The organism is Streptomyces sp. NPDC018693 (assembly GCF_044391385.1).
GTDB lineage: Bacteria > Actinomycetota > Actinomycetes > Streptomycetales > Streptomycetaceae > Streptomyces.
Genome location: NZ_JBIRZZ010000022.1, coordinates 63,695 through 84,605, shown reverse-complemented (window position 1 = coordinate 84,605; position 20,911 = coordinate 63,695). Strand labels below are relative to the sequence as shown.

The window sequence follows — 20,911 nt, the reverse complement described above, 5'->3', positions numbered from 1 at the left end:
GCGGATGAACAGGGGCACAGGTGGAGATCACGGACACAAGGCGATCGCTGCTGGCCGGGCTGTCGGCGGCGTGGGGTGTCACACGGCTGGTGTTGCTGCTGTGCGTGTTCAAGGTGCTGGTCTTCCCCGGCGTGGATGTCACCACCGATGTGTCGGTGATCTACCAGGGCTGGTACGACGTCCTGCGCACCGGGGCCTTCCCGCTGCACGACGTCACCTGGCAGTACCCGCCGGCCGCCGCGCTGCCGATCCTCTCCCCCGCCCTGCTGCCGTTCCTCGGCTACGCCTCGGCCTTCTTCGTGCTGGCCTTCCTCGCCGACCTGGCCGTCCTGGCACTGCTGCTGCACGCGGGCCTGCGCGCCGGCCGTAGCCCGCGCGGCGCGTGGTTGTGGGTGGCGGGCCTGCCGCTGCTGGGCCCGACGGTGTACGCGCGCTACGACGTGATGGTGACCGCCGTCGCGGTGGCCGCGCTGGTCGCCGGGGTGCGGCACCCGCGCGTGCTGGGGGCGCTGGTGGGGTTCGGGGCGCTGCTGAAGGTGTGGCCGGTGCTGCTGCTGGCCGGGGCCGGGAAGCGGCGGGCGTGGGGTGCGGCGGCGGTCACCGTGGTCGCCCTGGCGGCGCTGTTCGCCGTGACCATGCCGGGCGCGTTCGCCTTCCTGACCTTCCAGCGCGAGCGGGGCACCGAGGTGGAGTCGCTGGGCGCGCTGGTCTTCCATGCGGCCCGGCGGTTCGGCTGGGACGGGCTGACGCGGCTGCACTACGGCTCGGTGGAGTTCCTCGGCCCCGGCGTGCACGCGGTGAGCCTGCTCGCCCTGTTCCTGACCGCCGTCGCCTTCGGCTGGCTGCTGCTGTGGCGGCTGTTGTCCCGGCGGCTCCCGCCGCAGACGCTCGCGGAGGCCGCCTTCACCGGGGTGCTGCTGTTCACCGTGACCAGCCGGGTGCTCAGCCCGCAGTACCTGGTGTGGCTGGTCGGCCTCGCGGCGGTCTGTCTGTGCTTCCGGGGCGGGCGGATGGGCCTGCCCGCACTGCTCCTGCTGGCCGCGTGTCCGGTGACGGCCCTGGAGTTCCCGGTGTGGTTCGACCACGTCGTGGCAAGCGACCCCCTGGGCGTGTCCCTGCTCTTCGTGCGCAACGGCCTGCTGGTGTCGGCCGCGCTCCTGGCATGCGTACGCCTGTGGCGCTCGACCGTACCCGAGCACCCCCCGACCGCACTCCCCGGTCAGGCCATCCGTACGAGGGGAACGTCGCTGCCGTCCTGACGCCGGGCGCGCCGGGCCGGCGACATCACCGCCGCGCACTGTGCGCCATAGAGAGTGCCATCGCCAGGCACACGCCCGGCAGTCCGAGCGGTCCCGACAGGGCGTACGCCAGTGGTAGCTGCAGTGCGGTGCCCAGGAGGGTGCTCCGCAGGAGCGCGGGCGCTCCCCCGCTGCCCTCGAAGACCCGGCAGGGCATGCTGCGCGTCGCCCGGGCGACCGGCGAGGCGGAACGGGCCTGGCTGAAGGAGGCCGTCGCCGTGCTCGATCAGCCGCCGAGCTGAGCGACCAGATACCGCCGCCACTCGGCGGTGAAGTCCTCCAGGCTCATCCCCAGTACGTCCCGCAGCGCGCCCTCGACCGCGCCCGCGCGCTTCCCGTGCGCACCGACGGCCCGGTAGAACGCGTCGAGCCGGTCCTCGCCCCAGCGGTCCGCGATCATCCGGCACGCCATCCAGCCGCCCTCGTACGCCTGCGCCAGCCGGGTCGCGTCCCCGCCGAAGCCGAACTCCTCGTCAGCCGGCAGCCCGGCCGGGACCCGGTCCTCGGTGACCGCCCGCCCCAGTTCGGGCGCGGCCTCGGCGGGACCGCGCCCGGTGTCCCGGTAGCCGACCCAGTCGGCATAGCCCTCGGACAGCCACAGCGGGGTCGCGCCGTTGGTGTGGGCGCGGGTGGCGACATGAGTGGTCTCGTGGGTGACGACGACCTGCCGGCCGACGGCGCCGAGCAGCTCGTAGGCGTCCGGGTTGACGACGATCCGGTCCGCGGGTGCCTTGGGCGCGCCGCCGGTCTCCCCGGTGGTGACGGCGGCTATCCCCCGGTAGGCGGAGGCGGGCGAGCCGAGCAGACCGGCCATGCCCTCCAGCGACTTCGGTACGAGGACGACGACGCGCTGCGCCCAGTCCGTGCCCCAGGCCGCCGACACGGCCGGGACGGCGCGGTCGGCCAGGTCGGCGAAGGTCCGCAGCCGCGCCCCGGGCTGGCCGACACCCATGACGAGGCTGTGCTCACCCCGGACGACGGTCACCGTGCCCTGGTCCCACAGTTGTTCGCCTGCCTGCCGCGCGGGCTCCTCCGAGGCCACGGCCCACCCGCCGTCGGCGTCCCGGGCCAGCCGCAGGGTACGGGCGACGGTGAGGGGCGCCCGGTCGTGGTCCCGGACCCGGTAGCTCAGGTCGGCGTCGACGGCGAGGGCGTCCCCGTCGCGGTGCGTCGCGGTCACCCGGTACGACCAGTGGGCCAGCGGCACCTCCCGCAGCTGCGCGTACCCGGCGCTCGTCCCCGTGTCGGCGTAGGCGCCCGCGTCGTGCGCGAGGACCGCGGCGGCCCGCCGGTCGAGGAGCCGCTGCGCGTCCGCGAGGACACTGTCACCCTCGGTCCGCCCGCCGCACGCCACCAGGGAGACGAGCAGCAAGCACACCCCTATGACCCCGGATCCGCGCGCCCGCCTTCGACCAGCCATCTTCCCGATCGTACGGCGACACCCCCCAAGCGGAACCCACCCGGAACCGGGCCGCCCCTGGCCGGCAGGCCGACCGCGACCGAAGCAGGCACCGACGACTCTGCCCGGCACCGCCCCGACCGACGGGCTCACCGGCGACCCCGCCCCCGAGGCTCAAGCAACCCTGCCGTGCGCGGCCCCACCGACGGCCTCATCAACTACCCCCCGACCAGGACAAACCCGAGCAACACCACCCGACCGAGCCCCCACCGACAAACTCACCGACGCCCCCCGACCGGGCCCGACTCAAGGACTCTGACCGATCGAGCCCCGGCCGACAGGCTCATCGGTGGCGGCTGGGGGGAGGGCCCGGACCCGCCGGGGCGGGCTCGAGCACCGGCCCGACACGGACCCACCGGCCCGTGTCCGGGCGGGGTGGGTCAGGGGCGGGTCACCGAGTTGACCGGCATCATTCCGACCGGGTCGTAGCGCACCGGTGCGCCCGGGTACGGGGCGTGGACGACCTGTCCGTTGCCGACGTACATGCCGACGTGGCTGGCGTCGGAGCGGTAGGTGACGATGTCGCCGGGCTGGGCCTGGGAGAGCGGGACGCGCCGGCCTGCGTGGGCCTGCGCCTGGGAGGTGCGCGGCAGGGAGACCCCGGCCTGCGCGTACGACCACTGGACCAGGCCGGAACAGTCGAAGCCGGAGGGGCCGTTGGCGCCCCAGACGTAGGGCCTGCCGACCGCCGAGCGGGCGGCGGCCACGGCGGCGGCCGCACGGCCGGAGACGGGCACGTCGGCGCCGGGGTCCGGCATGTCCGTGCGCCCCGAGCGGGAGGACCGGTCGTAGTCGGCGCGCTCGGCGGACGACAGGGAGTTGAGCAACTGCCGGGCCCGGGCGAGCTTCTGCTCGACGGTCTTCTTGTGGCTCGCCACGGCCTTGCGGCTCTTCTCCAGCTCGCTCAGCCGACCGGTGGCCTCGGAGCGCTCCCGGGCGAGCTCGCGCATGGCGTCCTGGAGTTCCTTCAGCTCCCCGGCCTGGTGGACGGTGATCCGGTCCAGGACGGCCGCCTTGTCGAGGTAGTCGTCGGGGTCGTCGGAGAACAGCAGCGCGAGGGAAGGGTCGAGGCCGCCGGCCCGGTACTGGGCGCCGGCCAGCGACCCCAGCTCGTCCCGCATCTCGTTGATGCGCGCCTGCTGCCGCGCGATGCGGTCCTGCGCGTCACCGACCTGCCGACGCAGCGTGTCGGCGCGCTCATCGGCCTTGTTGTACGCCTCGGTCGCTTTCTCGGCCTCTTCGTACAGGCGGTCCACCTCCGCCCGGGTGTCGTCGTGCGGAGCGGCCGCGGCCGGTACGACGGTCAGCCCGCCGAGTGCCGCGGCCGCGGCGGACAGCAGACCCAGCGCGCCGGCCGCGCCGCGATCGGACCCGGACGGTGCAAGGCGACGATGATGGGACCCCACGAGAAGCCGCGCTCCTCCCACTGACGGACAGGGAAACGCGGCCGACAGTAGCCCCGCGACCAGGGACGGACCAACGACCCCCTCGACTGCACGCAGCGTGACGCCCCGCCGCTGACGCAGGTCACCGGCGGGGCGCGGGGTCAGTTCGACCGATGGCGATTCGCCCGTTCGGGGGGTGTCGTGTCCTGATCTTGGAAGCGACCCGACAGGGTGATGATCAGATCCGCACGCCGAACTGGAACGGCATGTTGTTGATCGACTCGTAGCGCACGACGGTGCCGGTGCGCGGGGCGTGCAGGATCTGGCCGTTGCCCGCGTAGAAGCCGACGTGGTGCAGGTCGCCGTAGAAGAAGACGAGGTCGCCGACCTTGAGCTGGCTCTGCGAGTAGATGCGCGGTCCGGCACTGGCCTGCGCCTGGGAGGTGCGCGGGATGCCGACACCGGCCTGGGCGAAGGCCCAGGACGTCAGGCCCGAGCAGTCGAAGGAGTTGGGGCCGGAGGCGCCGTAGACGTACGGGGAGCCCAGCTTGCTCTGGGCGGCCTGGAAGGCGGCCATGGCGCGGCTGGAGCCGGAGGGGGCATTGCCGAGGTCGACGCGGGCGCTGGAGGAGCGGCTGGCGCGGGCCTCCTCGGCGGCGATCGCGGCCTTCTCGGCGGCGGTCAGGGTGTTGAGGAGCTTCTGTGCCTCGGCGAGCTTGGCCTGGACTTTCTTCTTCTGTTCGGCCAGTTCGGTGCGGGTGGCGGAGAGGTCCTTGAGCTTGGCGGTGGCCTCGGAGCGGTCCTGCGCCAGCTCGCGCTGCTTGTCCTGGATCTTCTTCAGCGACTCGACCTGCTGGGCGCTGAGCTGGTCGGCGGTGGCCGCCCTGTCCAGGTAGTCGTCCGGGTCGGACGACAGGAACAGTTGGAGGGAGGAGTCGATGGTGCCCGTGCGGTACTGCGCGGCGGCCGCCAGACCTATGGAGTCGCGCAGGTTGTTGAGCTCCTCCTGGCCCCGGGCGACGTTGTCCTGGATGGTGGAGATCTCCTTCTGGAGCTTCTCCTGGTTCTCCTTGGCCCCGTTGAGTCTCTCGGTGGCGTGCTCCGCCTCCTCGTAGAGCTTGTCGACCTTGGCCTTGACCTCGTCCTTGGAGGGCTTCTCGCTCGGTGCCGCGTTGGCGGCCTGGGAGCTGAGGGCAACGGCTGCGGCAGCAGCGGTGGTCAGCACGGTCACGCGCGTGCGGCTGGGCTGCTTGGGTCGACGGTGGGACGCCACGGAGACGGGCTCCTTCTTTTGAGTGATCACCCGTGTGGAGGTTCGACGCAAGACCCTAGTGACCCACTCGTGATCACTTCAAATCCTCAGGCGAAAAATCCCGTCACACCGCGCACATTTTCCCCGGAACTCACCTGTAGTGACACCCCCTTGACACTACGTTGCCCGACGATCGACCCAATTCGGGCATTACTTATAGACGTTGACCTTCAGGACAAGCGCTTGAGGAGTACCGCAGAAGCCACCGGCCGCGCCCCCGCCCTGGCGACGCCGTCGGCCACCTCACGGTCGGTGGAGGCGACGATGACGGGCCGGCCGGGCGGCTCCGCGCGCACCAGCTGGCGGATGAGCTCGTCGGCCGTGACGCCCGGCTTGGAGAACAGCACCCGCACCCCGCGCGGCGGCGCCAGCAGCACCGGCGCGGCCAGTTCCGCCCCGTCGAAGACACAGGTGACCTCGGCGCCGGTCTGCGCGGCGAGCTGGGAGAGCTGACCGAGCAGCCGCAGCCGCTGCTTCTCCAACGGCATCTGCGGATAGCCGGTCTTGGTGACGTTGTAGCCGTCGACGACCAGATGCGCCTGCGGCAGGGCGAGCAACTGGTCGAGGATCGCCGGGTCGTGCTCGGACAGCGCGCGGGCGGCGATGTCCTTCGGGGTCATCCGCCCCGGTTCGACCGCGTCCACGGTCTGAGCGGGCCGTACCGAGACGGGCGGCAGGGCCAGTTCGCGGCGCAGCCCCTGGGCCGCGTCCAGCACGGTGTCCAGCAGCAGCCGTACCCGCATGTCCTCCACACTGCGCCCCTCGCGGGCCGCCTTGCGGCTGGCCTCCAGTGCGGCCTCGGTCTCCCCGAGCCGCGCCCGCAGCCGCCGGGTCTCGCTCTCCGCGGCGGACACCTGGGCCTGCCCCTCGGTGCGTACGGCCTCGAGCTCCCCCTGCAGCTTGCGCAGCGCGGCCTCGCCCCGCTTGACGTCACTGAGCGCGGCGCGCAGCTTGCGCTGAAGCGATTCCGCTTCCTTGCGTGCGCCCTCCAGGTCGGCGCGCAGCCGCTCGGTCTCGGCGCGGGTCTGTTCCCGGGCCTGTGCGAGCTGGTCGCGCAGCCGCTCCAGTTCGGCCCGGCTCTCCTCGTCGGCGCGCTCGGCGTCCGCCCGCTGCGCCTCCTCGCCGGCCGCGGTGACCAGCTTCACCCAGCCGGTGGGCCGCAGCACGTAGGCCGCGGCCGCCACGTCGAGCGGGTCCGCGGCCGGGGGCGGCGAGCCGGAGTCGAGGGCACCGGCGAGTTCCGGCTGGGCCTCTCTCAGCTTCTCCCCGATGCGCTGGCGGAACAGCGGATCGGTCTCCAGCGCGGCCGCCATCGCGTTACCCGCGAACTTGGCCCGCCGGTTGGGCGCGAAGCGCGCGTACTGGCGCAGCTGCGCGGGCAGTTCACCGACGGTCAGCCCGCCGAAGCCGTCCGAGACGATCTGTACGACCCTGCGGCGCACTCCGTCGGGCAGCGGACGGTCGAGCACCTCAGCGGCGCCGTCGCCCGGCCCCCCGCCTGCGGTCTCCACCATCCGTCACACCCCACTACCTGTTACGACCGGTCGCCCGGCTCACTCCGCGCCCGGCCTGTCCACGAGTTCCACCTTGTCCACGGCGTTGCACCAGCGGCACCGCACCGACTCGATGGTCTCACTGAGCACCTCGCGCTCCTCGACCTTGGGCTCACCGGCCAGGTCGAGGTGGACGTACTCGACGACCTTCGACGAGCGCGTCACATCGAACCGCGTGAGGTTGCCGCAGAGGGTGCAGCGCCACCGCGTCGTGGCGGTCGGCAGGGGAACCGTCATCGTGACTGTGCTCTTTCCTTCTAGGTCTTCCATTGTCGGTGACGCGCCGGACACTCCCGGTGCGTGTGGCTCGTAACCCTACGGCCTGGCGGGGACTCGCCGCCCGCCCGTCCAGGACGGCGAGGCGGTCTGCGCCATTCCGCCCGGTTACGTCATGCTCTGTGTTCATGATCGGCAAGTGGAGCGGCGGCGTCCGCGGGATGATCCGGAACCCCTCGGCGCCGGTGACGTACGCACTGATCGCCCTGTGCTGTCTGATCTTCCTGATCGGCCCCGCCTCGGGCCTGAATCCGGCGTACGGCACCGGCGACGAGCTGCTCGCCGCGCAGCGGGCCTACTTCCGGCGCTGGGGCGTGGTCCCGGCCGAGCTGTTCGAGGGCTCGGCACGGGCCGCCCTCACACCGGCGACCGCTCTCTTCGTCCATGGCACCTGGGTGCACCTGCTGGGCAACATGCTCTTCCTCTTCGTCTTCGGCGCGATGACCGAGGACCGCATGGGCCGCGTGGAGTTCACCCTGTTCTACGTCGGCTGCGGCTATCTCGCCCTGCTGGCGTACGCGGCCGCCAACGCCTCCTCCGAGCAGTCGCTGGTGGGTGCGTCCGGGGCGATCTCGGCGGTGCTGGGGGCCTTTCTGTTCCTGTTTCCCCGGGCGCGGGTGACCAGTCTCCTGCCGTTCCTGTTCTTCCTGCCGCTGCGCTTCCCGGCGTGGGTGGTGCTGCCGTTCTGGGCTGCGCTGCAGTGGCTGGCGGAGCGTTCCGCGCGGGGGCAGGGGGTGGCGTATCTCGCGCACCTGGTGGGGTTCGGGCTGGGCTTCGGTTACGCGTGGGCCAGGTACGGCCGGAGGACTAGAGTGAGGGCCGCCCCAGCTCCGGCCCCCGAGGGAGAGAACCAGCCGTGATCACCGCGATTGTTCTGATCAAGACCAGCGTGGACCGGATTCCGGAGATCGCCGAGCAGATCGCTTCGCTGGAGAGTGTGAGCGAGGTGTTCTCGGTCACGGGTACGTACGACTTGATCGCCATGGTGCGGGTGCGGCGGCACGAGGATCTGGCGGAGGTCATTCCCGGGTCGATCAGCAAGATCCCCGGGGTGGAGGCGACGGATACGCATGTCGCTTTCCGGACGTATTCGCAGCATGATCTGGAGGCTGCGTTCGCGATCGGGTTGGATTCTTGATCGCCTAGTCGTCTGCGGGGCGCGGATCGTGTGCGAGTGGCGGCCGTTTTTGGCTGGTCGCGCAGTTCCCCGCGCCCCTTGGGCACTCAGCTGAGCGCCAGCTGCTTTGTTGCTGTGACGAAGCGAGTGATGTGCTCTTCCGGGGTGCCCGCGCCGAAGCTGATGCGGATGGCGCTGAGGGGCTCCTCGCCGCAGTCGCCCTGGGTCTCGGGGGTGGCGTTCAGGAGGGTGCGGACCAGGGGGTGGGCGCAGAAGAGGCCGTCGCGGACGCCGATGCCGTACTCGGTGGAGAGGGCGGTGGCGAAGCGGGAGCTGTCCCAGCCGTCGACGACGAAGGAGATCACGCCGACGCGCGGGGCGTCGTCGCCGAACAGGGACAGGATCCTGACCTGCGGGACCTCGGCCAGACCCGCGCGGACCCGCTCGATCAGGTACTGCTCCCGGGCGACCAGGGCGTCGAAGCCGGCCTCGGTGAGGGCCTTGCAGGCCGAGGCGATCGCGTAGGCGCCGATGACGTTGGGCGAGCCCGCCTCGTGCCGCGCCGCGCTCTCGTGCCACTCGACGTCGACCCCGCCGTCCGTACACCTGGTCACCCGGCGGCTGGCGCCGCCGCCCGCGAGGTACGGCTCGGCCGTGCGCAGCCAGTCGGCGCGGCCCGCGAGGACGCCCGAGCCGAACGGGGCGTACAGCTTGTGGCCGGAGAAGGCGACCCAGTCGACGTCGAGGTCACGGACGGACACCGGGTGGTGCGGGGCCAGCTGGGCGGCGTCCAGGACGATCCGGGCGCCATGGGCGTGGGCGACGGCCGCCAGTTCCCGTACGGGCCACAGCTCGCCGGTGACGTTCGAGGCGCCGGTGACGCACACCAGGGCCGGGCCGTGAGGGTCACGGTCGGCGAGGGCGCGCTCCAGGGTGTCCACCGCCTGCCGCGGGGTGCGCGGCGCGTCGAGGTAGGCGACCCGGGTGCCGCGCCAGGGCAGCAGGGAGGCGTGGTGCTCGGTCTCGAAGACGAAGACCTGGCAGTCGGCGGGCAGGGCGGCGGCGAGCAGGTTGAGGGAGTCGGTGGTGGACCGGGTGAAGATCAGCTGGTCGTCGGGGCGGCAGTCGAGGAACTCGGCGACGGTGGCGCGGGCGTTCTCGAAGAGGTCCGTGGACAGCTGGGAGAGGTAGCCTGCGCCCCGGTGGACGCTGCCGTAGTACGGCGCGTAGGCCGCCACGTCGTCCCAGACGCGCTGGAGGGCGGGGGCGCTGGCCGCGTAGTCGAGCGCGGCGTAGGTGGCTTCGCCGCCCGTCGCCAGCGGGACGGTGACATCCTGGCCAAGAACGGGCAGCGGGGCACAAATGGTCTGGTCAGCGGCAAGCGTGGAGACGGACATGGCGGAACTCCCGTGAAGACAGCCGGAATCACCGGCGGAGAAGTGAAGAGGGGTGTGCGGAGGCGGGGCTCTGCGGCCCTATCGCATTCGCTTGCTCACGGAAGGCTCCTCAACGACCAGGACCCCTGGTGCTGCGCCTCATCAGAAGCGTGAGGGGTCCGCGCTTGCCGCAGACCTCTCTGCCTGCGGCCTGGTCTTCACCCGGGGCACCCCGCCACGGACGGAGGGTTGCCGGACAGTCGGCCGGGGCCGTATGACTGTCACTCATGACCTGGTACGGGAACGTACGCCAAGTGATCGCGGTCCCGCAACCCGTGTCCGGATGACGGGACCGCCTCACTCGGTTGGGTTCACGCGTTGCTGACCGCCACCCAGCGCTCCAGCGTCCGCTTCGCCGCGCCGGAGTCGATGGACTCCCCCGCCCTCGCCATGGCGGCGCGGATCTGCTCGGTCAGCGGCGCGTCCGTCGGGTCGAGGGCGACCAGCGCCGCCGCCGAGTTGAGCAGTACGGCGTCCCGTACGGGGCCGGTCTCGCCGTCGAGGAGACGGCGGGCGACCTCGGCGTTGTAGGAGGCGTCCGCACCCCTCAGGGCCTCGACGGGAACCAGCTCGATGCCGACGTCACGCGGGTCGAACGCCTCCTCGGTGACCTTGCCGTCACGGACGACCCAGACACGGGAGGTCGATGTGGTGGTCAGCTCGTCGAGGCCGTCGTCACCCCGGAAGACGAGCGAGGAGTTGCCCCGCTCCGCGAAGACACCCGCGACGACCGGCGCCATACGCGGATCCGCGACCCCCACCGCCTGCGCCTTCACCTGGGCCGGGTTGGTCAGCGGACCGAGGATGTTGAAGGCGGTGCGGATGCCCAACTGCCCGCGCGCGGCGGCGACATGACGCAGTGCCGGATGGAACTTCACGGCGAAGCAGAAGGTGATCCCGGCCTCCTCGGCGACCTCCGCCACCCGGCGCGGGGTGAGTTCCAGGTTCACGCCGAGCTTCTCCAGGACGTCCGAGGCACCGGAGGCGGAGGAGGCGGCGCGGTTGCCGTGCTTGACCACCTTCGCGCCGGTACCGGCGATCACCAGCGCGGACATGGTGGAGATGTTGACCGTCTTCGCGCCGTCGCCGCCCGTGCCGACGATGTCGACGGTCGCCCCCGGCACCTCGATCACATTGGCGTGCGCGTACATCGTGCGGACCAGGCCGGTGATCTCCTCGACCGTCTCGCCCTTGGCCCGCAGCGCGACCATGAAACCGGCGATCTGCGCGTCGGTCGCCTCACCGCTCATGAACCGGTCCATCGCCCAGGCGGTGTCCTCCATGGACAGATCCCGGCCGGTCAGCAGACCGTTCAGCAGAGCGGGCCAGGAACGGCCCGCCGCGGTGTCGCCTCCAGCGGGGGTCACAGCGCTCATCAGCCGCTCCTGAGTGTCGTAAGGGAGTGTGATCCCCAGCCTATCGAGCCCGGGGCATGCCGAAGGGCCCCGTCCGAACACCGGACGGGGCCCTTCAGGTGTGTGGCGTGGCGACGCCGCAGCGATCAGTGGTGGCCGTGGCCGCTCGTGATCTCCTTGTACTCCTCGACGGTGGGCTTCGCGATCTGCGAGTCCTCGCCGTAGTACGCCTCGCTGAGCTTGGCGCGCAGCTTCTCGGTGGTCTTCACCTTGCGCTCGACGCCGTTCTCGTCGACGGTCGCGCCGATCGCGACCGGCTCGTACTGCTCGTGCGCGGTGAGGGTGTGCAGCGCCTCCTGGCTGAGCGGCTCGTGCACCTCGATGAACTCACCGTGCGGCAACCGCTTGATGGTGCCGGTCTCGCGACCGTGCAGCACCTTGTCGCGGTCGCGGCGCTGCAGGCCGAGGCAGATCCGCTTGGTGACGATGAACGCGATCACCGGGCCGGCGATGAAGCCGATCCGGACGAACCACGTCACCGCGTTGATCGACAGGTGGAAGTGGGTGGCCCACAGGTCGTTGCCACCACCGACCAGCGTGATCATGTACAGCGTGATCCAGGCGACACCGAACGCGGTACGCGTCGGGGCGTTGCGCGGACGGTCCAGGATGTGGTGCTCGCGCTTGTCGCCGGTGACCCACGACTCGATGAACGGGTAGACCGCGAGGGCCACCAGCACCAGGCCGAACAGCATCAGCGGGATGAACACGCCCAGGACCAGGGTGTGGCCCCAGAAGTTGACCTCCCAGCCCGGGAAGTAACGCACCAGACCCTCGGCGAAGCCCATGTACCAGTCGGGCTGGGCGCCCGTGGACACCTGGTCCGGCCGGTAGGGGCCGAGCGCCCAGATCGGGTTGATCTGCGCGATCGCCGCGATGGCCGCGATGACACCGAAGACCAGGAAGAAGAAGCCTCCGGCCTTGGCCATGTAGACCGGCAGCAGCGGCATGCCGACGACGTTGTTGTTGGTCTTGCCGGGACCCGCGAACTGCGTGTGCTTGTGGTAGAAGACCAGGATCAGGTGGGCGACCACCAGGCCGAGCATGATGCCCGGCAGCAGCAGGATGTGGATCGAGTAGAAGCGCGCCACGAAGTCGTCGCCGGGGAACTCGCCCCCGAAGAGGAAGAACGAGATGTACGTGCCCACGATCGGCGTCGCGAGGATCGCGCCCTGGGTGAAGCGGACACCGGTGCCGGAGAGCAGGTCGTCCGGGAGCGAGTAGCCGGTGAAACCGGTGAACATGCCGAGGACGAACAGCAGGAAGCCGAACAGCCAGTTGATCTCACGCGGCTTGCGGAACGCGCCGGTGAAGAAGACGCGCATCATGTGCACGAACATGGCCGCGAGGAAGATCAGCGCCGCCCAGTGGTGGATCTGCCGGATCAGCAGACCGCCACGGATGTCGAAGCTGATGTCGAGCGTCGACTTGTACGCCTCGCTCATCAGCTGGCCCTGCATCGGCACGTACGAGCCGTGGTACTCCACCTCGTTCATCGACGGGTGGAAGAACAGCGTCAGCCACACACCCGTGAGGATGATGATGATGAAGCTGTAGAGCGCGACCTCGCCCAGCATGAACGACCAGTGGTCGGGGAAGATCTTGCGCATGTTGGCCTTGGCCAGGGAGTAGATCCCGAGCCGGCCGTCGGCCCAGTCGGCGACGCGCTCGCCGGCCGGTGCCTTCCCGCGGGAGCGGGACTCGTTGTTCTCGTTGGTGCTCATCCGCGCTCCCAGAATGCAGGACCGACGGGCTCTTCGAAGTCGCCGAGCGCCTCGAGGTAGCCCTCGTCGTTCACGCCGATGCGCAGCTGCGGCAGGGCGTGACCGGCGGGACCGAAGATCACCCGGGCACCGTCGGAGAGGTCGAAGGTGGACTGGTGGCAGGGGCACAGCACGTGGTGCGTCTGCTGCTCGTACAGCGAGATCGGGCAGCCGACGTGGGTGCAGATCTTGGAGTACGCCACGATGCCTTGGTGCGACCACTCCAGCTCGCGCTTGTCCTTGATGTCCTCCGGCTGGAGCCGGACGATCATCAGGGCCGCCTTGGCGATCTCGTTCATGAAATCGTGGTCGTGCTCCTCCAGGCCCTCGGGCTTGGCGAAGGTGAGCGAGCCGACGACGACGTCCTCGGGACGCAGCGGCTCGTTCGTGTTCATGTTGACGAGCAGCTTGCCCTTGGACCACAGGGTGTGGCGCAGGCTGGTCCCGGGCAGCGGGCCGAGGTCGCGCAGCAGCACGACACCGGAGAGCGGGACCAGGGCCAGCGCGCCGAACATGGTGTTGCGGATCAGCTTGCGGCGGCCGAGCGCGGACTCCTTGGCGCCCTGCTTGAAGTCGGCCATGACCTTGGCCTTGACCTCGGGGGGAGCCTCGATCGGGTGCCGCTCGTCGGCGATCTCCACGTCGGACATCAGGGTGCGGGCCCAGTGGACCGCGCCCGCGCCGATGCCGAACAGCGCCACGCCGAGGGTCAGGCCCAGCGCGAAGTTCAGCGCGTTGATGTGACCGATCGGGAAGACGAAGACCGACTTGTCGTGCGGGATCGCGACGTAGGAGGCGATGAAGCCGACGGTGGCCAGCATCGACACCGTGAACATCAGGGCGACCGCGCGCTCGGACCGCTTGGCGGCCCGCTCGTCGATGTCCTGGATCCGGTGCTCGTGGGGCGGCAGGCCGGGGTCGGCGAACGGGTGCTTCTCGTCCGCGACGCTCACCGCACCATGGGCGGTGTCCTGCTCGGGCAGGTTCTCTTCAGGAATCTCTTGGCTACTCATGACTTCTTGGCCTTTGCGGTCCGAGCGGCGACCCAGACGGCGACCGCGATCAGGGCGCCGAGACCGAAGATCCAGGCGAAGAGGCCCTCGGCGACCGGCCCGAGGCCGCCCAGCTCCAGACCACCCGGATTGACCGTCTCAGCACTGTTGACCGCGTTCAGGTACGCGATGATGTCCTTCTTGTTCTGCTCCGACATCGTGCTGTCGGGGAACGACGGCATGTTCTGCGGGCCGGTCAGCATGGCCTCGTAGATGTGCTTCGGGTCCACGCCCTCCAGCTCCGGGGCGTACTTGCCCTCGGTCAGGGCGCCGCCCTTGCCGGTGAAGTTGTGGCACTGCGCGCAGTTGTTGCGGAACAGCTCGCCACCCTTGGCGATGTCCGCGCCCTCGGGGTCGTACTGCCCCTCGGTCGGGACGGCCGGGCCGGCGCCGAGGGAGGAGATGTACGCGGCGAGCTGGTCGATCTGCGCCTGGGTGTAGATGACCTTCTTGCGCGGGACCTGGGCGCTCTGGGAGGTGGCCGCCGGCATACGGCCGGTGCCGACCTGGAAGTCCACGGCCGCGGCGCCCACGCCGATCAGGCTGGGACCGTCGGAGCTGCCCTGACCGCCGGTTCCGTGGCAGCTGGCGCAGCCGACGGCGTAGAGCTTCTTGCCCTCGTCGATGGCGAGAGACTGCGAGGATGCAGCGGTTTCGTCGGCCTGCGCCTTGCCCGCGGGCGCGAACGCGGCGTACAGCCCCCCAGTGCATGCCAGCGCGAGGAGTAGGACGACGAGCGCCGCCAGCGGATGGCGTCGTCGTGCGGAGAGCTTTTTCACGGATTACCCCGGTGTCAGGATCTTCTGCGTCGATGCTTCTGGAAGTGGGTGCGGGTTCGGGCCCGGCTACTTGATCATGTAGATCGTGGCGAAGAGGCCGATCCAGACGACATCGACGAAGTGCCAGTAGTAGGACACGACGATCGCGGCGGTCGCCTGCTCGTGGGTGAACCTCCTGGCCGCGTAGGTCCGGCCGAGGACCAGCAGGAAGGCGATGAGTCCGCCCGTCACGTGCAGGCCGTGGAAGCCGGTGGTCAGGTAGAAGACCGAGCCGTACGGGTCCGACGAGAGCGACAGGCCCTCGTGCTTCACCAGCTCGGTGTACTCGAAGACCTGACCGCCGATGAAGATCGCACCCATGACGAAGGTGACGATGAACCACATCCGGAGCTTCTTCACATCACCGCGCTCGGCGGCGAAGACGCCGAGCTGGCACGTGAGGGAGGAGAGCACCAGGATCGTGGTGTTCGTCGCCGAGAACGGGAAGTTCAAGGCATCTGCCTTCTCACTCCAGAACTCGGGACCCGTCACCGATCGAAGGGTGAAGTACATCGCGAAGAGGGCCGCGAAGAACATCAGCTCGGAACTCAACCAGATGATGGTTCCGACGCTGGTGAGGTTCGGCCGGTTGACCGACGGGTGCGCGTGCCCGGTTTCTACTGTCGTTGCTGTCGCCACGACCGACATTATGTCGGTCGCTTATCCCGCCCTCACTCCGGGGGGTGCCGTTCGGAGTGTTGCTGCCCGCCGTACCGGTGTTGACGTGGTCTTCAGGGGAGTAGCATCCGGCTCAACGGGCTTGACTCTACGACTCTCTACGACGCTGACGTCCCGGAGGAACGATGAAGCCGACCGCCACGGTGCTGGTCTACAGCGACGACTCCAACACGCGCGAGCAGGTGCGGTTGGCCTCCGGCCGGCGGCCGGCTCCCGATGTGCCCCTTGTCGAGTTCGTGGAGTGTGCCACGCCGGCCGCGGTGGTGCGTGAGCTGGACAAGGGCGGTATCGATGTCTGTGTGCTGGACGGGGAGGCCGTGCCCATGGGGGGCATGGGGCTGTGCCGTCAGATCAAGGACGAGGTGTTCGAGTGTCCGCCGGTGCTGCTGCTCATCGGTCGGCCTCAGGACGCGTGGTTGGCGACCTGGAGCCGGGCTGAGGCGGCTGTGACGCATCCTGTGGAGCCGGTGGAGTTCGCGGCGGCCCTCGCGGAGCTGCTGCGGCAGAAGAGGCTGCTGAGCGCCTAGGGAGGGTGCGGGCGCGGGTTGTACGGCGGCTGCGGGCCGGTTGCGGCTGGTCGCGCCCACGCGGCGGGGCCGCAGATCGATGCGGCCCCGCGCCCCTGGGTGGGTCATACGGCCGTCGGCTTCAGTGCGAACGTTTCCTTCGGGGTCTGCCGGGTGGCTGTCAGGGCGCTGCCCTGTTGCCACTTCTCCCAGGTGACGTTCCAGTCGCCGAAGCCGTTGCCGAAGGGCTCCATCGTGTTGCCGTAGCTGTTGACGACCTGGACGACGTCGCCCTCTCGGACGTTGTCGAAGAACCACTCGGCGTTGGCGGTGCTCATGCCGGTGCAGCCGTGGCTGACGTTGGCGTAGCCCTGGGAGCCGACGGACCAGGGGGCGGCGTGGACGTACTCGCCGCTCCAGGTGACGCGGGTGGCGTAGTAGACCGGGAGGTCGTAGGACTCGGCGGAGCCCTCGGCGATGCCGATGGTGGTGCCACGCATCCGGACGAAGTACTCCTTGCCGAGTACGACCTTGACGCCGTTGCGGGTCTCGAAGCCGGGCTTGCCGGTGGTGACCGGGAACTCCTTGATCACCTCGTCGTTCTTGTAGAACTTCAGGGAGTGCGCGGACGCGTCGGTGACGGCGATGACGCGGTCGCCGATGGTGAGTTCCAGGGGTTCTGCGGCGCCGCCCCAGAGGCGGTCGCCGATCTTTATGCCGTCCAGGTTGCTGCGGACGGTGACCTTGGCGTGTGCGGGCCAGTACTCCTTGGGCCGGTAGTGGAGCTTCTTGTCGTCCACCCAGTGCCAGGCACCCGGCACCGAGGGCGTGGAGTCGACCTTCAGGCCGCGTTCGACTATGACTCGCTGGGCCGGGTCCTTGACCGGCAGGTCCAGTTCGGCGGTGAGGGGCTGTCCGACGCCGTAGGTGCCCGCCTTGGGGCCGAGGGTGACCTTGAGGCGCTTCTTGTCCTTGGGCCGGCCCGTGTCGAACGTGAGGACCCGGCGGCCGGGTGCGCCGTCCTTGTCCTCGGTGCTCACTCGGACCGTGTAGCGGGCGTCTGCGGCCAGCGGCTCGGTGCTGTGCCAGCGGCGGCCGTCGGCGGAGAGTTCGCCCGCCACGTACCGCCCGGTTGCGTCGACGGCGGTGACGTCCGTGATGCGGCCGTCGTCGTCCTCGGCGGTGATTTCCAGGGGCCGGTCGGGGTCGGCCTTCTGGCCGTCCTTCTGGGGGCCCTTGAAGGCGATCTGGTCTGTCGCGTCGTACGGGCGGGCCGCGAGCGGGTTGCCGTCCGAGCCGCATGCGCTGGCGCCCGCCCCCAGGGCGATCACCAGCAGGGTGCAGCCGACGACGGTGCGGGGACTGGGTGAGGGGCTCATGACCTCACGCTAGGAAGGCTCGTCAACCGCGGCGCGCGGGGTGACACGGATGGAGGATCCGGTTTACTGCAAAAGAGGGAGCCCGGACGCTCCTGACGGAGTGTCCGGGCTCCTGTGCGCTCGGGCGTGTGCTACTGGGTGCGGTTCTCACCGCGGTAGTACTCGAAGACCCAGCCCCAGACGCCGATCAGGATGATCGGCGTGGCGAAGTACAGCAGCCACCAGCCGACGGCCACGCCGAGGAAGGCGAGGGCGCCACCGACGGCCAGGGACAGCGGCTGCCAGCTGTGCGGGCTGAAGAAGCCCAGCTCGCCGGCGTCGTCCGCGACGTCCGCCTCCTTGTTGTCCTGGGCACCGGTGTCGACCCGCCGGGCGGTGAAGCCCAGGTAGAAGCCGACCATGATGCACAGGCCGAAGGCCAGGAAGAGGGCCGTGGTACCGGCCGGCTCCTTCGACCACACGCCATAGACGATCGCCATGGCGAGGACGAAGACGCTCAGCCAGATGAACATCTTGCCCTGGATCTTCACTTGCCGGCCTCCTTGCTGCCCGCGACCGCGGCGGCGCCGTGGCCGGCGTACTCCAGCTGTTCGAGGGCGGCGATCTCGGGGTGGTGCAGGTCGAACGCCGGGGATTCGCTGCGGATCCGCGGCAGGGTGAGGAAGTTGTGCCGCGGCGGCGGGCAGGAGGTCGCCCACTCCAGGGAGCGGCCGTAACCCCACGGGTCGTCGACCTCGACCTTCTCGCCGTACTTGGCCGTCTTCCAGACGTTGTAGAAGAACGGCAGGATCGACGCGCCGAGGACGAACGAGCTGATCGTCGAGATCGTGTTCAGGGCGGTGAAGCCGTCGGCCGCCAGGTAGTCGGCGTACCGGCGCGGCATGCCCTCGGCGCCCAGCCAGTGCTGGACCAGGAAGGTGCCGTGGAAGCCGATGAACAGCGTCCAGAAGGTGATCTTGCCGAGGCGCTCGTCGAGCAGCTTGCCGGTGAACTTCGGCCACCAGAAGTGGAAGCCGGAGAACATCGCGAAGACGACGGTGCCGAAGACGACGTAGTGGAAGTGCGCCACGACGAAGTACGAGTCGGAGACATGGAAGTCCATCGGCGGCGAGGCCAGGATGACGCCGGTGAGACCACCGAAGGTGAAGGTGATCAGGAAGCCGGTCGCCCACAGCATCGGCGTCTCGAAGGACAGCGAGCCCTTCCACATCGTGCCGATCCAGTTGAAGAACTTCACACCGGTCGGGACGGCGATCAGGAACGTCATGAAGGAGAAGAACGGCAGCAGCACGCCGCCGGTGACGTACATGTGGTGCGCCCAGACCGTCACCGACAGGCCCGCGATCGCGATGGTCGCCGCGATCAGACCGAAGTAGCCGAACATCGGCTTGCGGGAGAAGACCGGGATGACCTCACTGATGATGCCGAAGAACGGCAGGGCGATGATGTACACCTCTGGGTGGCCGAAGAACCAGAAGAGGTGCTGCCACAGCAGGGCGCCGCCGTTGGCCGGGTCGAAGATCTGCGAGCCGAACTTGCGGTCCGCCTCCAGGGCGAACAGGGCGGCCGCGAGGACCGGGAAGGCCAGCAGGACCAGGACACCGGTCAGCAGCACGTTCCACGTGAAGATCGGCATGCGGAACATGGTCATGCCGGGGGCACGCATGCAGATGATCGTGGTGATGAAGTTGACCGAGCCGAGGATGGTGCCGAAGCCGGAGAAGGCCAGACCCATGATCCACATGTCGGCGCCGATGCCCGGCGAGCGGACCGCGTCCGACAGCGGGGAGTAGGCGAACCAGCCGAAGTCGGCCGCGCCGTCCGGGGTGAGGAAGCCACCGACCGCGATGAGCGAGCCGAACAGGTACAGCCAGTAGGCGAACATGTTCAGCCGCGGGAAGGCGACGTCCGGGGCGCCGATCTGCAGCGGCATGATCCAGTTCGCGAAGCCGGCGAACAGCGGCGTCGCGAACATCAGCAGCATGATCGTGCCGTGCATCGTGAACGCCTGGTTGAACTGCTCGTTCGACATCATCTGCAGACCCGGGCGGGCCAGCTCGGCGCGCATGACGAGCGCCATGACGCCACCGATGACGAAGAACGCGAACGACGTGACCAGGTACAGCGTTCCGATGGTCTTGTGGTCGGTGGTGGTGAGCCACTTGACCGCCTGCAGACCGGGCTGCTTGCGCCGGACCGGCAGCTCGTTCTCGTACGAGTCTTCAGCTGCCGCGGCACCCTGAGGTTCGTTGAGGATGCTCACAGTTGGTTCGTCTCCCGGTTCTTCTCATGGGCGGTCTGCTCGATGCCCGCGGGAACGTAACCGGTCTGCCCCTTCTTGGCGAGGTCCTTGAGGTGCTGCTCGTAGCGCTCGGGGGAGACGACCTTCACGTTGAACAGCATCCGGGAGTGGTCGACGCCGCAGAGTTCGGCGCACTTGCCCAGGAAGGTGCCCTGCTTGTTCGGGGTCACCTGGAAGGCGTTGGTGTGGCCCGGGATGACGTCCTGCTTCATCAGGAACGGCACCACCCAGAAGGAGTGGATGACGTCACGCGAGGTGAGGACGAAGCGGACGGTCTTGCCCTCGGGGAGCCAGAGGGTCGGACCGGGGTTGTTGGTCTGCGGGTTCCGCTCACCGGGGACACCGCAGGTGTACACGCCGCCCGCGTTGTCCGGGAATTCCGCCTTGAACCGGTCCGGGATCGCGGCCAGGTTCTCGTCGGTCTTCGCGTCACCGGTGGAACCGTCGACGTTCTCGATGTAGTTGAAGCACCAGCTCCACTGGAAGCCGACCACGTTGACCGTGATGTCGGGCTTCTTCGACATGTCGAGGAGCTTCGACTCGTCGCGGGCCGTGAAGTAGAACAGGACCGAGACGATGATGATCGGGACCACCGTGTACAGCGCCTCGATCGGCATGTTGTACCGGGTCTGCGGAGGTACCTCGACCTTGGTGCGGCTGCGCCGGTGGAAGAAAGCACTCCACAGGATCAGGCCCCACACCAGCACGCCGGTAGCGAGCGCGGCGGCCCAGGAACCCTGCCACAGGGAGAGGATCCGCGGAGCCTCTTCCGTGGTGGGGGTGGGCATACCAAGGCGGGGGAAGTCCTTGTATGTGCAACCGGTTGCGGTCGCCAGGACCAGGCCCGCGGTCAGTGCCTGCAGCAGCTTCCGCCGCATCGGGCGCCGCGGCGAGCGGTCGGAGCCGTTGGGACTCACGTAGCGCCTTCCCGAGAGTCTCGCCCGCGCGTTGGCTGCGGCCTGCCTTCTCGCTGGTCGGTCGCCGCCCTGCGTCGGGCAGGGGTTTGATGTTTATGCGGACCAAACCCTACTGGACGCGATTTGGGGTCGCGCGGGAGGGGTGCCTAGTGGGTTGGGTGGTTCGCTGGTTTGGCGGGTGCGGGCCGTTCGGGGCTGGTCGCGCCCCTCGGCGGAGCCGCGCGGGGACACAAGTCCCACGCCCC

At 69.6% G+C, this 20,911-nt stretch carries 20 protein-coding genes, 1 pseudogene and 1 riboswitch; of the genes and pseudogenes, 5 read left to right on the top strand and 16 right to left on the bottom strand.

The window, feature by feature from the left end:
- Positions 1-20: 20 nt before the first annotated feature.
- Positions 21-1,259: a glycosyltransferase 87 family protein gene (locus tag ACH5AC_RS35300; RefSeq protein ID WP_398866403.1), complete on the top strand. Its 1,239-nt coding sequence runs from the start codon at positions 21-23 to the stop codon at positions 1,257-1,259.
- On the opposite strand, the pseudogene ACH5AC_RS35295 reads toward ACH5AC_RS35300, so the two are convergent.
- Positions 1,220-1,443, bottom strand: a pseudogene (locus ACH5AC_RS35295) (MATE family efflux transporter); the annotation flags it as partial. The gene ACH5AC_RS35300 and the pseudogene ACH5AC_RS35295 sit on opposite strands and share 40 nt — an antisense overlap.
- On the opposite strand from ACH5AC_RS35295, the gene ACH5AC_RS35290 reads away from it, so the two are divergent.
- Complete coding sequence (locus tag ACH5AC_RS35290) at positions 1,400-1,540, top strand: hypothetical protein (RefSeq protein ID WP_398866410.1); 141 nt, start codon at positions 1,400-1,402, stop codon at positions 1,538-1,540. The pseudogene ACH5AC_RS35295 and the gene ACH5AC_RS35290 sit on opposite strands and share 44 nt — an antisense overlap.
- Here ACH5AC_RS35290 and ACH5AC_RS35285 read toward each other — a convergent pair.
- The 5 genes from ACH5AC_RS35285 to ACH5AC_RS35265 form a co-directional block, all read right to left on the bottom strand.
- Complete coding sequence (locus ACH5AC_RS35285) at positions 1,525-2,718, bottom strand: hypothetical protein (RefSeq protein ID WP_398866402.1); 1,194 nt, start codon at positions 2,716-2,718, stop codon at positions 1,525-1,527. The genes ACH5AC_RS35290 and ACH5AC_RS35285 overlap by 16 nt on opposite strands.
- Before the next feature lie 419 nt (positions 2,719-3,137).
- Positions 3,138-4,163, bottom strand: coding sequence for an NlpC/P60 family protein (locus ACH5AC_RS35280; protein ID WP_398866401.1), 1,026 nt, complete (start codon positions 4,161-4,163; stop codon positions 3,138-3,140).
- Positions 4,164-4,380: 217 nt separating this feature from the next.
- On the bottom strand, positions 4,381-5,415 hold the full coding sequence (locus ACH5AC_RS35275; RefSeq protein ID WP_398866400.1) for an NlpC/P60 family protein: 1,035 nt from the start codon (positions 5,413-5,415) through the stop codon (positions 4,381-4,383).
- A 209-nt stretch (positions 5,416-5,624) separates the two neighbouring features.
- Positions 5,625-6,968, bottom strand: a complete 1,344-nt coding sequence (locus ACH5AC_RS35270; RefSeq protein ID WP_398866399.1) for an NYN domain-containing protein — start codon at positions 6,966-6,968, stop codon at positions 5,625-5,627.
- Between the two features lie 39 nt (positions 6,969-7,007).
- Positions 7,008-7,244 (bottom strand): hypothetical protein, encoded by a 237-nt coding sequence (locus ACH5AC_RS35265; RefSeq protein WP_398866397.1) that lies wholly within the window; start codon positions 7,242-7,244, stop codon positions 7,008-7,010.
- Between the two features lie 167 nt (positions 7,245-7,411).
- Here ACH5AC_RS35265 and ACH5AC_RS35260 point away from each other — a divergent pair, with 167 nt between their 5' ends.
- Both ACH5AC_RS35260 and ACH5AC_RS35255 read left to right on the top strand, forming a co-directional pair.
- Positions 7,412-8,143, top strand: a complete 732-nt coding sequence (locus ACH5AC_RS35260) for a rhomboid family intramembrane serine protease (protein ID WP_398866396.1) — start codon at positions 7,412-7,414, stop codon at positions 8,141-8,143.
- A complete protein-coding gene (locus ACH5AC_RS35255) occupies positions 8,140-8,421 on the top strand; it encodes an Lrp/AsnC family transcriptional regulator (protein WP_398866395.1) in 282 nt (93 codons plus the stop codon). Before ACH5AC_RS35260 ends, ACH5AC_RS35255 begins: the two co-directional genes overlap by 4 nt.
- 86 nt (positions 8,422-8,507) lie before the next feature.
- On the opposite strand, the gene ACH5AC_RS35250 is transcribed toward ACH5AC_RS35255, so the two are convergent.
- The 6 genes from ACH5AC_RS35250 to ACH5AC_RS35225 all read right to left on the bottom strand — a co-directional run bounded on the left by ACH5AC_RS35250 (position 8,508) and on the right by ACH5AC_RS35225 (position 15,532).
- Entirely contained in the window at positions 8,508-9,797 is a 1,290-nt protein-coding gene (locus ACH5AC_RS35250) for an aminotransferase class V-fold PLP-dependent enzyme (RefSeq protein WP_398866394.1), read from the bottom strand.
- Positions 9,798-9,952: 155 nt separating this feature from the next.
- A riboswitch (SAM riboswitch) is annotated at positions 9,953-10,069 on the bottom strand.
- Between the two features lie 78 nt (positions 10,070-10,147).
- Complete coding sequence (gene trpD, locus ACH5AC_RS35245) at positions 10,148-11,212, bottom strand: anthranilate phosphoribosyltransferase (RefSeq protein WP_398866393.1); 1,065 nt, start codon at positions 11,210-11,212, stop codon at positions 10,148-10,150.
- A 125-nt stretch (positions 11,213-11,337) separates the two neighbouring features.
- Entirely contained in the window at positions 11,338-12,975 is a 1,638-nt protein-coding gene (locus ACH5AC_RS35240; RefSeq protein ID WP_398866392.1) for a cytochrome bc complex cytochrome b subunit, read from the bottom strand.
- Positions 12,972-14,027 (bottom strand): Rieske 2Fe-2S domain-containing protein, encoded by a 1,056-nt coding sequence (locus tag ACH5AC_RS35235; protein ID WP_398866391.1) that lies wholly within the window; start codon positions 14,025-14,027, stop codon positions 12,972-12,974. The genes ACH5AC_RS35240 and ACH5AC_RS35235 overlap by 4 nt, the downstream gene beginning before the upstream one ends.
- Positions 14,024-14,845 (bottom strand): c-type cytochrome, encoded by an 822-nt coding sequence (locus ACH5AC_RS35230; RefSeq protein WP_398866390.1) that lies wholly within the window; start codon positions 14,843-14,845, stop codon positions 14,024-14,026. Before ACH5AC_RS35230 ends, ACH5AC_RS35235 begins: the two co-directional genes overlap by 4 nt.
- 66 nt (positions 14,846-14,911) lie before the next feature.
- Positions 14,912-15,532 carry a heme-copper oxidase subunit III gene (locus ACH5AC_RS35225; RefSeq protein WP_398866389.1) on the bottom strand — a complete coding sequence of 207 codons (621 nt, stop codon included), beginning with the start codon at positions 15,530-15,532 and terminating at the stop codon, positions 14,912-14,914.
- A 155-nt stretch (positions 15,533-15,687) separates the two neighbouring features.
- On the opposite strand from ACH5AC_RS35225, the gene ACH5AC_RS35220 reads away from it, so the two are divergent.
- Positions 15,688-16,089: a hypothetical protein gene (locus ACH5AC_RS35220; protein ID WP_398866387.1), complete on the top strand. Its 402-nt coding sequence runs from the start codon at positions 15,688-15,690 to the stop codon at positions 16,087-16,089.
- Positions 16,090-16,193: 104 nt separating this feature from the next.
- Here the strand turns inward: ACH5AC_RS35220 and ACH5AC_RS35215 are convergent, their stop codons facing one another.
- From ACH5AC_RS35215 to coxB, 4 genes are all read right to left on the bottom strand, one after another.
- Positions 16,194-17,447 (bottom strand): Ig-like domain-containing protein, encoded by a 1,254-nt coding sequence (locus tag ACH5AC_RS35215; RefSeq protein ID WP_398866386.1) that lies wholly within the window; start codon positions 17,445-17,447, stop codon positions 16,194-16,196.
- Between the two features lie 131 nt (positions 17,448-17,578).
- Positions 17,579-17,977, bottom strand: a complete 399-nt coding sequence (locus ACH5AC_RS35210) for a cytochrome c oxidase subunit 4 (protein WP_398866385.1) — start codon at positions 17,975-17,977, stop codon at positions 17,579-17,581.
- Complete coding sequence (gene ctaD / locus ACH5AC_RS35205) at positions 17,974-19,710, bottom strand: cytochrome c oxidase subunit I (protein WP_398866384.1); 1,737 nt, start codon at positions 19,708-19,710, stop codon at positions 17,974-17,976. The genes ACH5AC_RS35210 and ctaD overlap by 4 nt, the downstream gene beginning before the upstream one ends.
- Positions 19,707-20,666 (bottom strand): cytochrome c oxidase subunit II, encoded by a 960-nt coding sequence (gene coxB / locus ACH5AC_RS35200; protein WP_398866383.1) that lies wholly within the window; start codon positions 20,664-20,666, stop codon positions 19,707-19,709. The genes ctaD and coxB overlap by 4 nt, the downstream gene beginning before the upstream one ends.
- Positions 20,667-20,911 lie beyond the last annotated feature (245 nt).

Bases quoted from the DNA above. Each gene is read 5' to 3' on its own strand.
- ACH5AC_RS35285 (WP_398866402.1), bottom strand. From the start codon at position 2,718: ATGGCTGGTCGAAGGCGGGCGCGCGGATCCGGGGTCATAGGGGTGTGC.
- ACH5AC_RS35270 (WP_398866399.1), bottom strand. From the start codon at position 6,968: ATGGTGGAGACCGCAGGCGGGGGGCCGGGCGACGGCGCCGCTGAGGTG.
- ACH5AC_RS35265 (WP_398866397.1), bottom strand. From the start codon at position 7,244: ATGACGGTTCCCCTGCCGACCGCCACGACGCGGTGGCGCTGCACCCTC.
- ACH5AC_RS35260 (WP_398866396.1), top strand. From the start codon at position 7,412: ATGATCGGCAAGTGGAGCGGCGGCGTCCGCGGGATGATCCGGAACCCC.
- ACH5AC_RS35250 (WP_398866394.1), bottom strand. From the start codon at position 9,797: ATGTCCGTCTCCACGCTTGCCGCTGACCAGACCATTTGTGCCCCGCTG.
- trpD (WP_398866393.1), bottom strand. From the start codon at position 11,212: ATGAGCGCTGTGACCCCCGCTGGAGGCGACACCGCGGCGGGCCGTTCC.
- ACH5AC_RS35240 (WP_398866392.1), bottom strand. From the start codon at position 12,975: ATGAGCACCAACGAGAACAACGAGTCCCGCTCCCGCGGGAAGGCACCG.
- ACH5AC_RS35235 (WP_398866391.1), bottom strand. From the start codon at position 14,027: ATGAGTAGCCAAGAGATTCCTGAAGAGAACCTGCCCGAGCAGGACACC.
- ACH5AC_RS35225 (WP_398866389.1), bottom strand. From the start codon at position 15,532: ATGTCGGTCGTGGCGACAGCAACGACAGTAGAAACCGGGCACGCGCAC.
- ACH5AC_RS35220 (WP_398866387.1), top strand. From the start codon at position 15,688: ATGAAGCCGACCGCCACGGTGCTGGTCTACAGCGACGACTCCAACACG.
- ACH5AC_RS35215 (WP_398866386.1), bottom strand. From the start codon at position 17,447: ATGAGCCCCTCACCCAGTCCCCGCACCGTCGTCGGCTGCACCCTGCTG.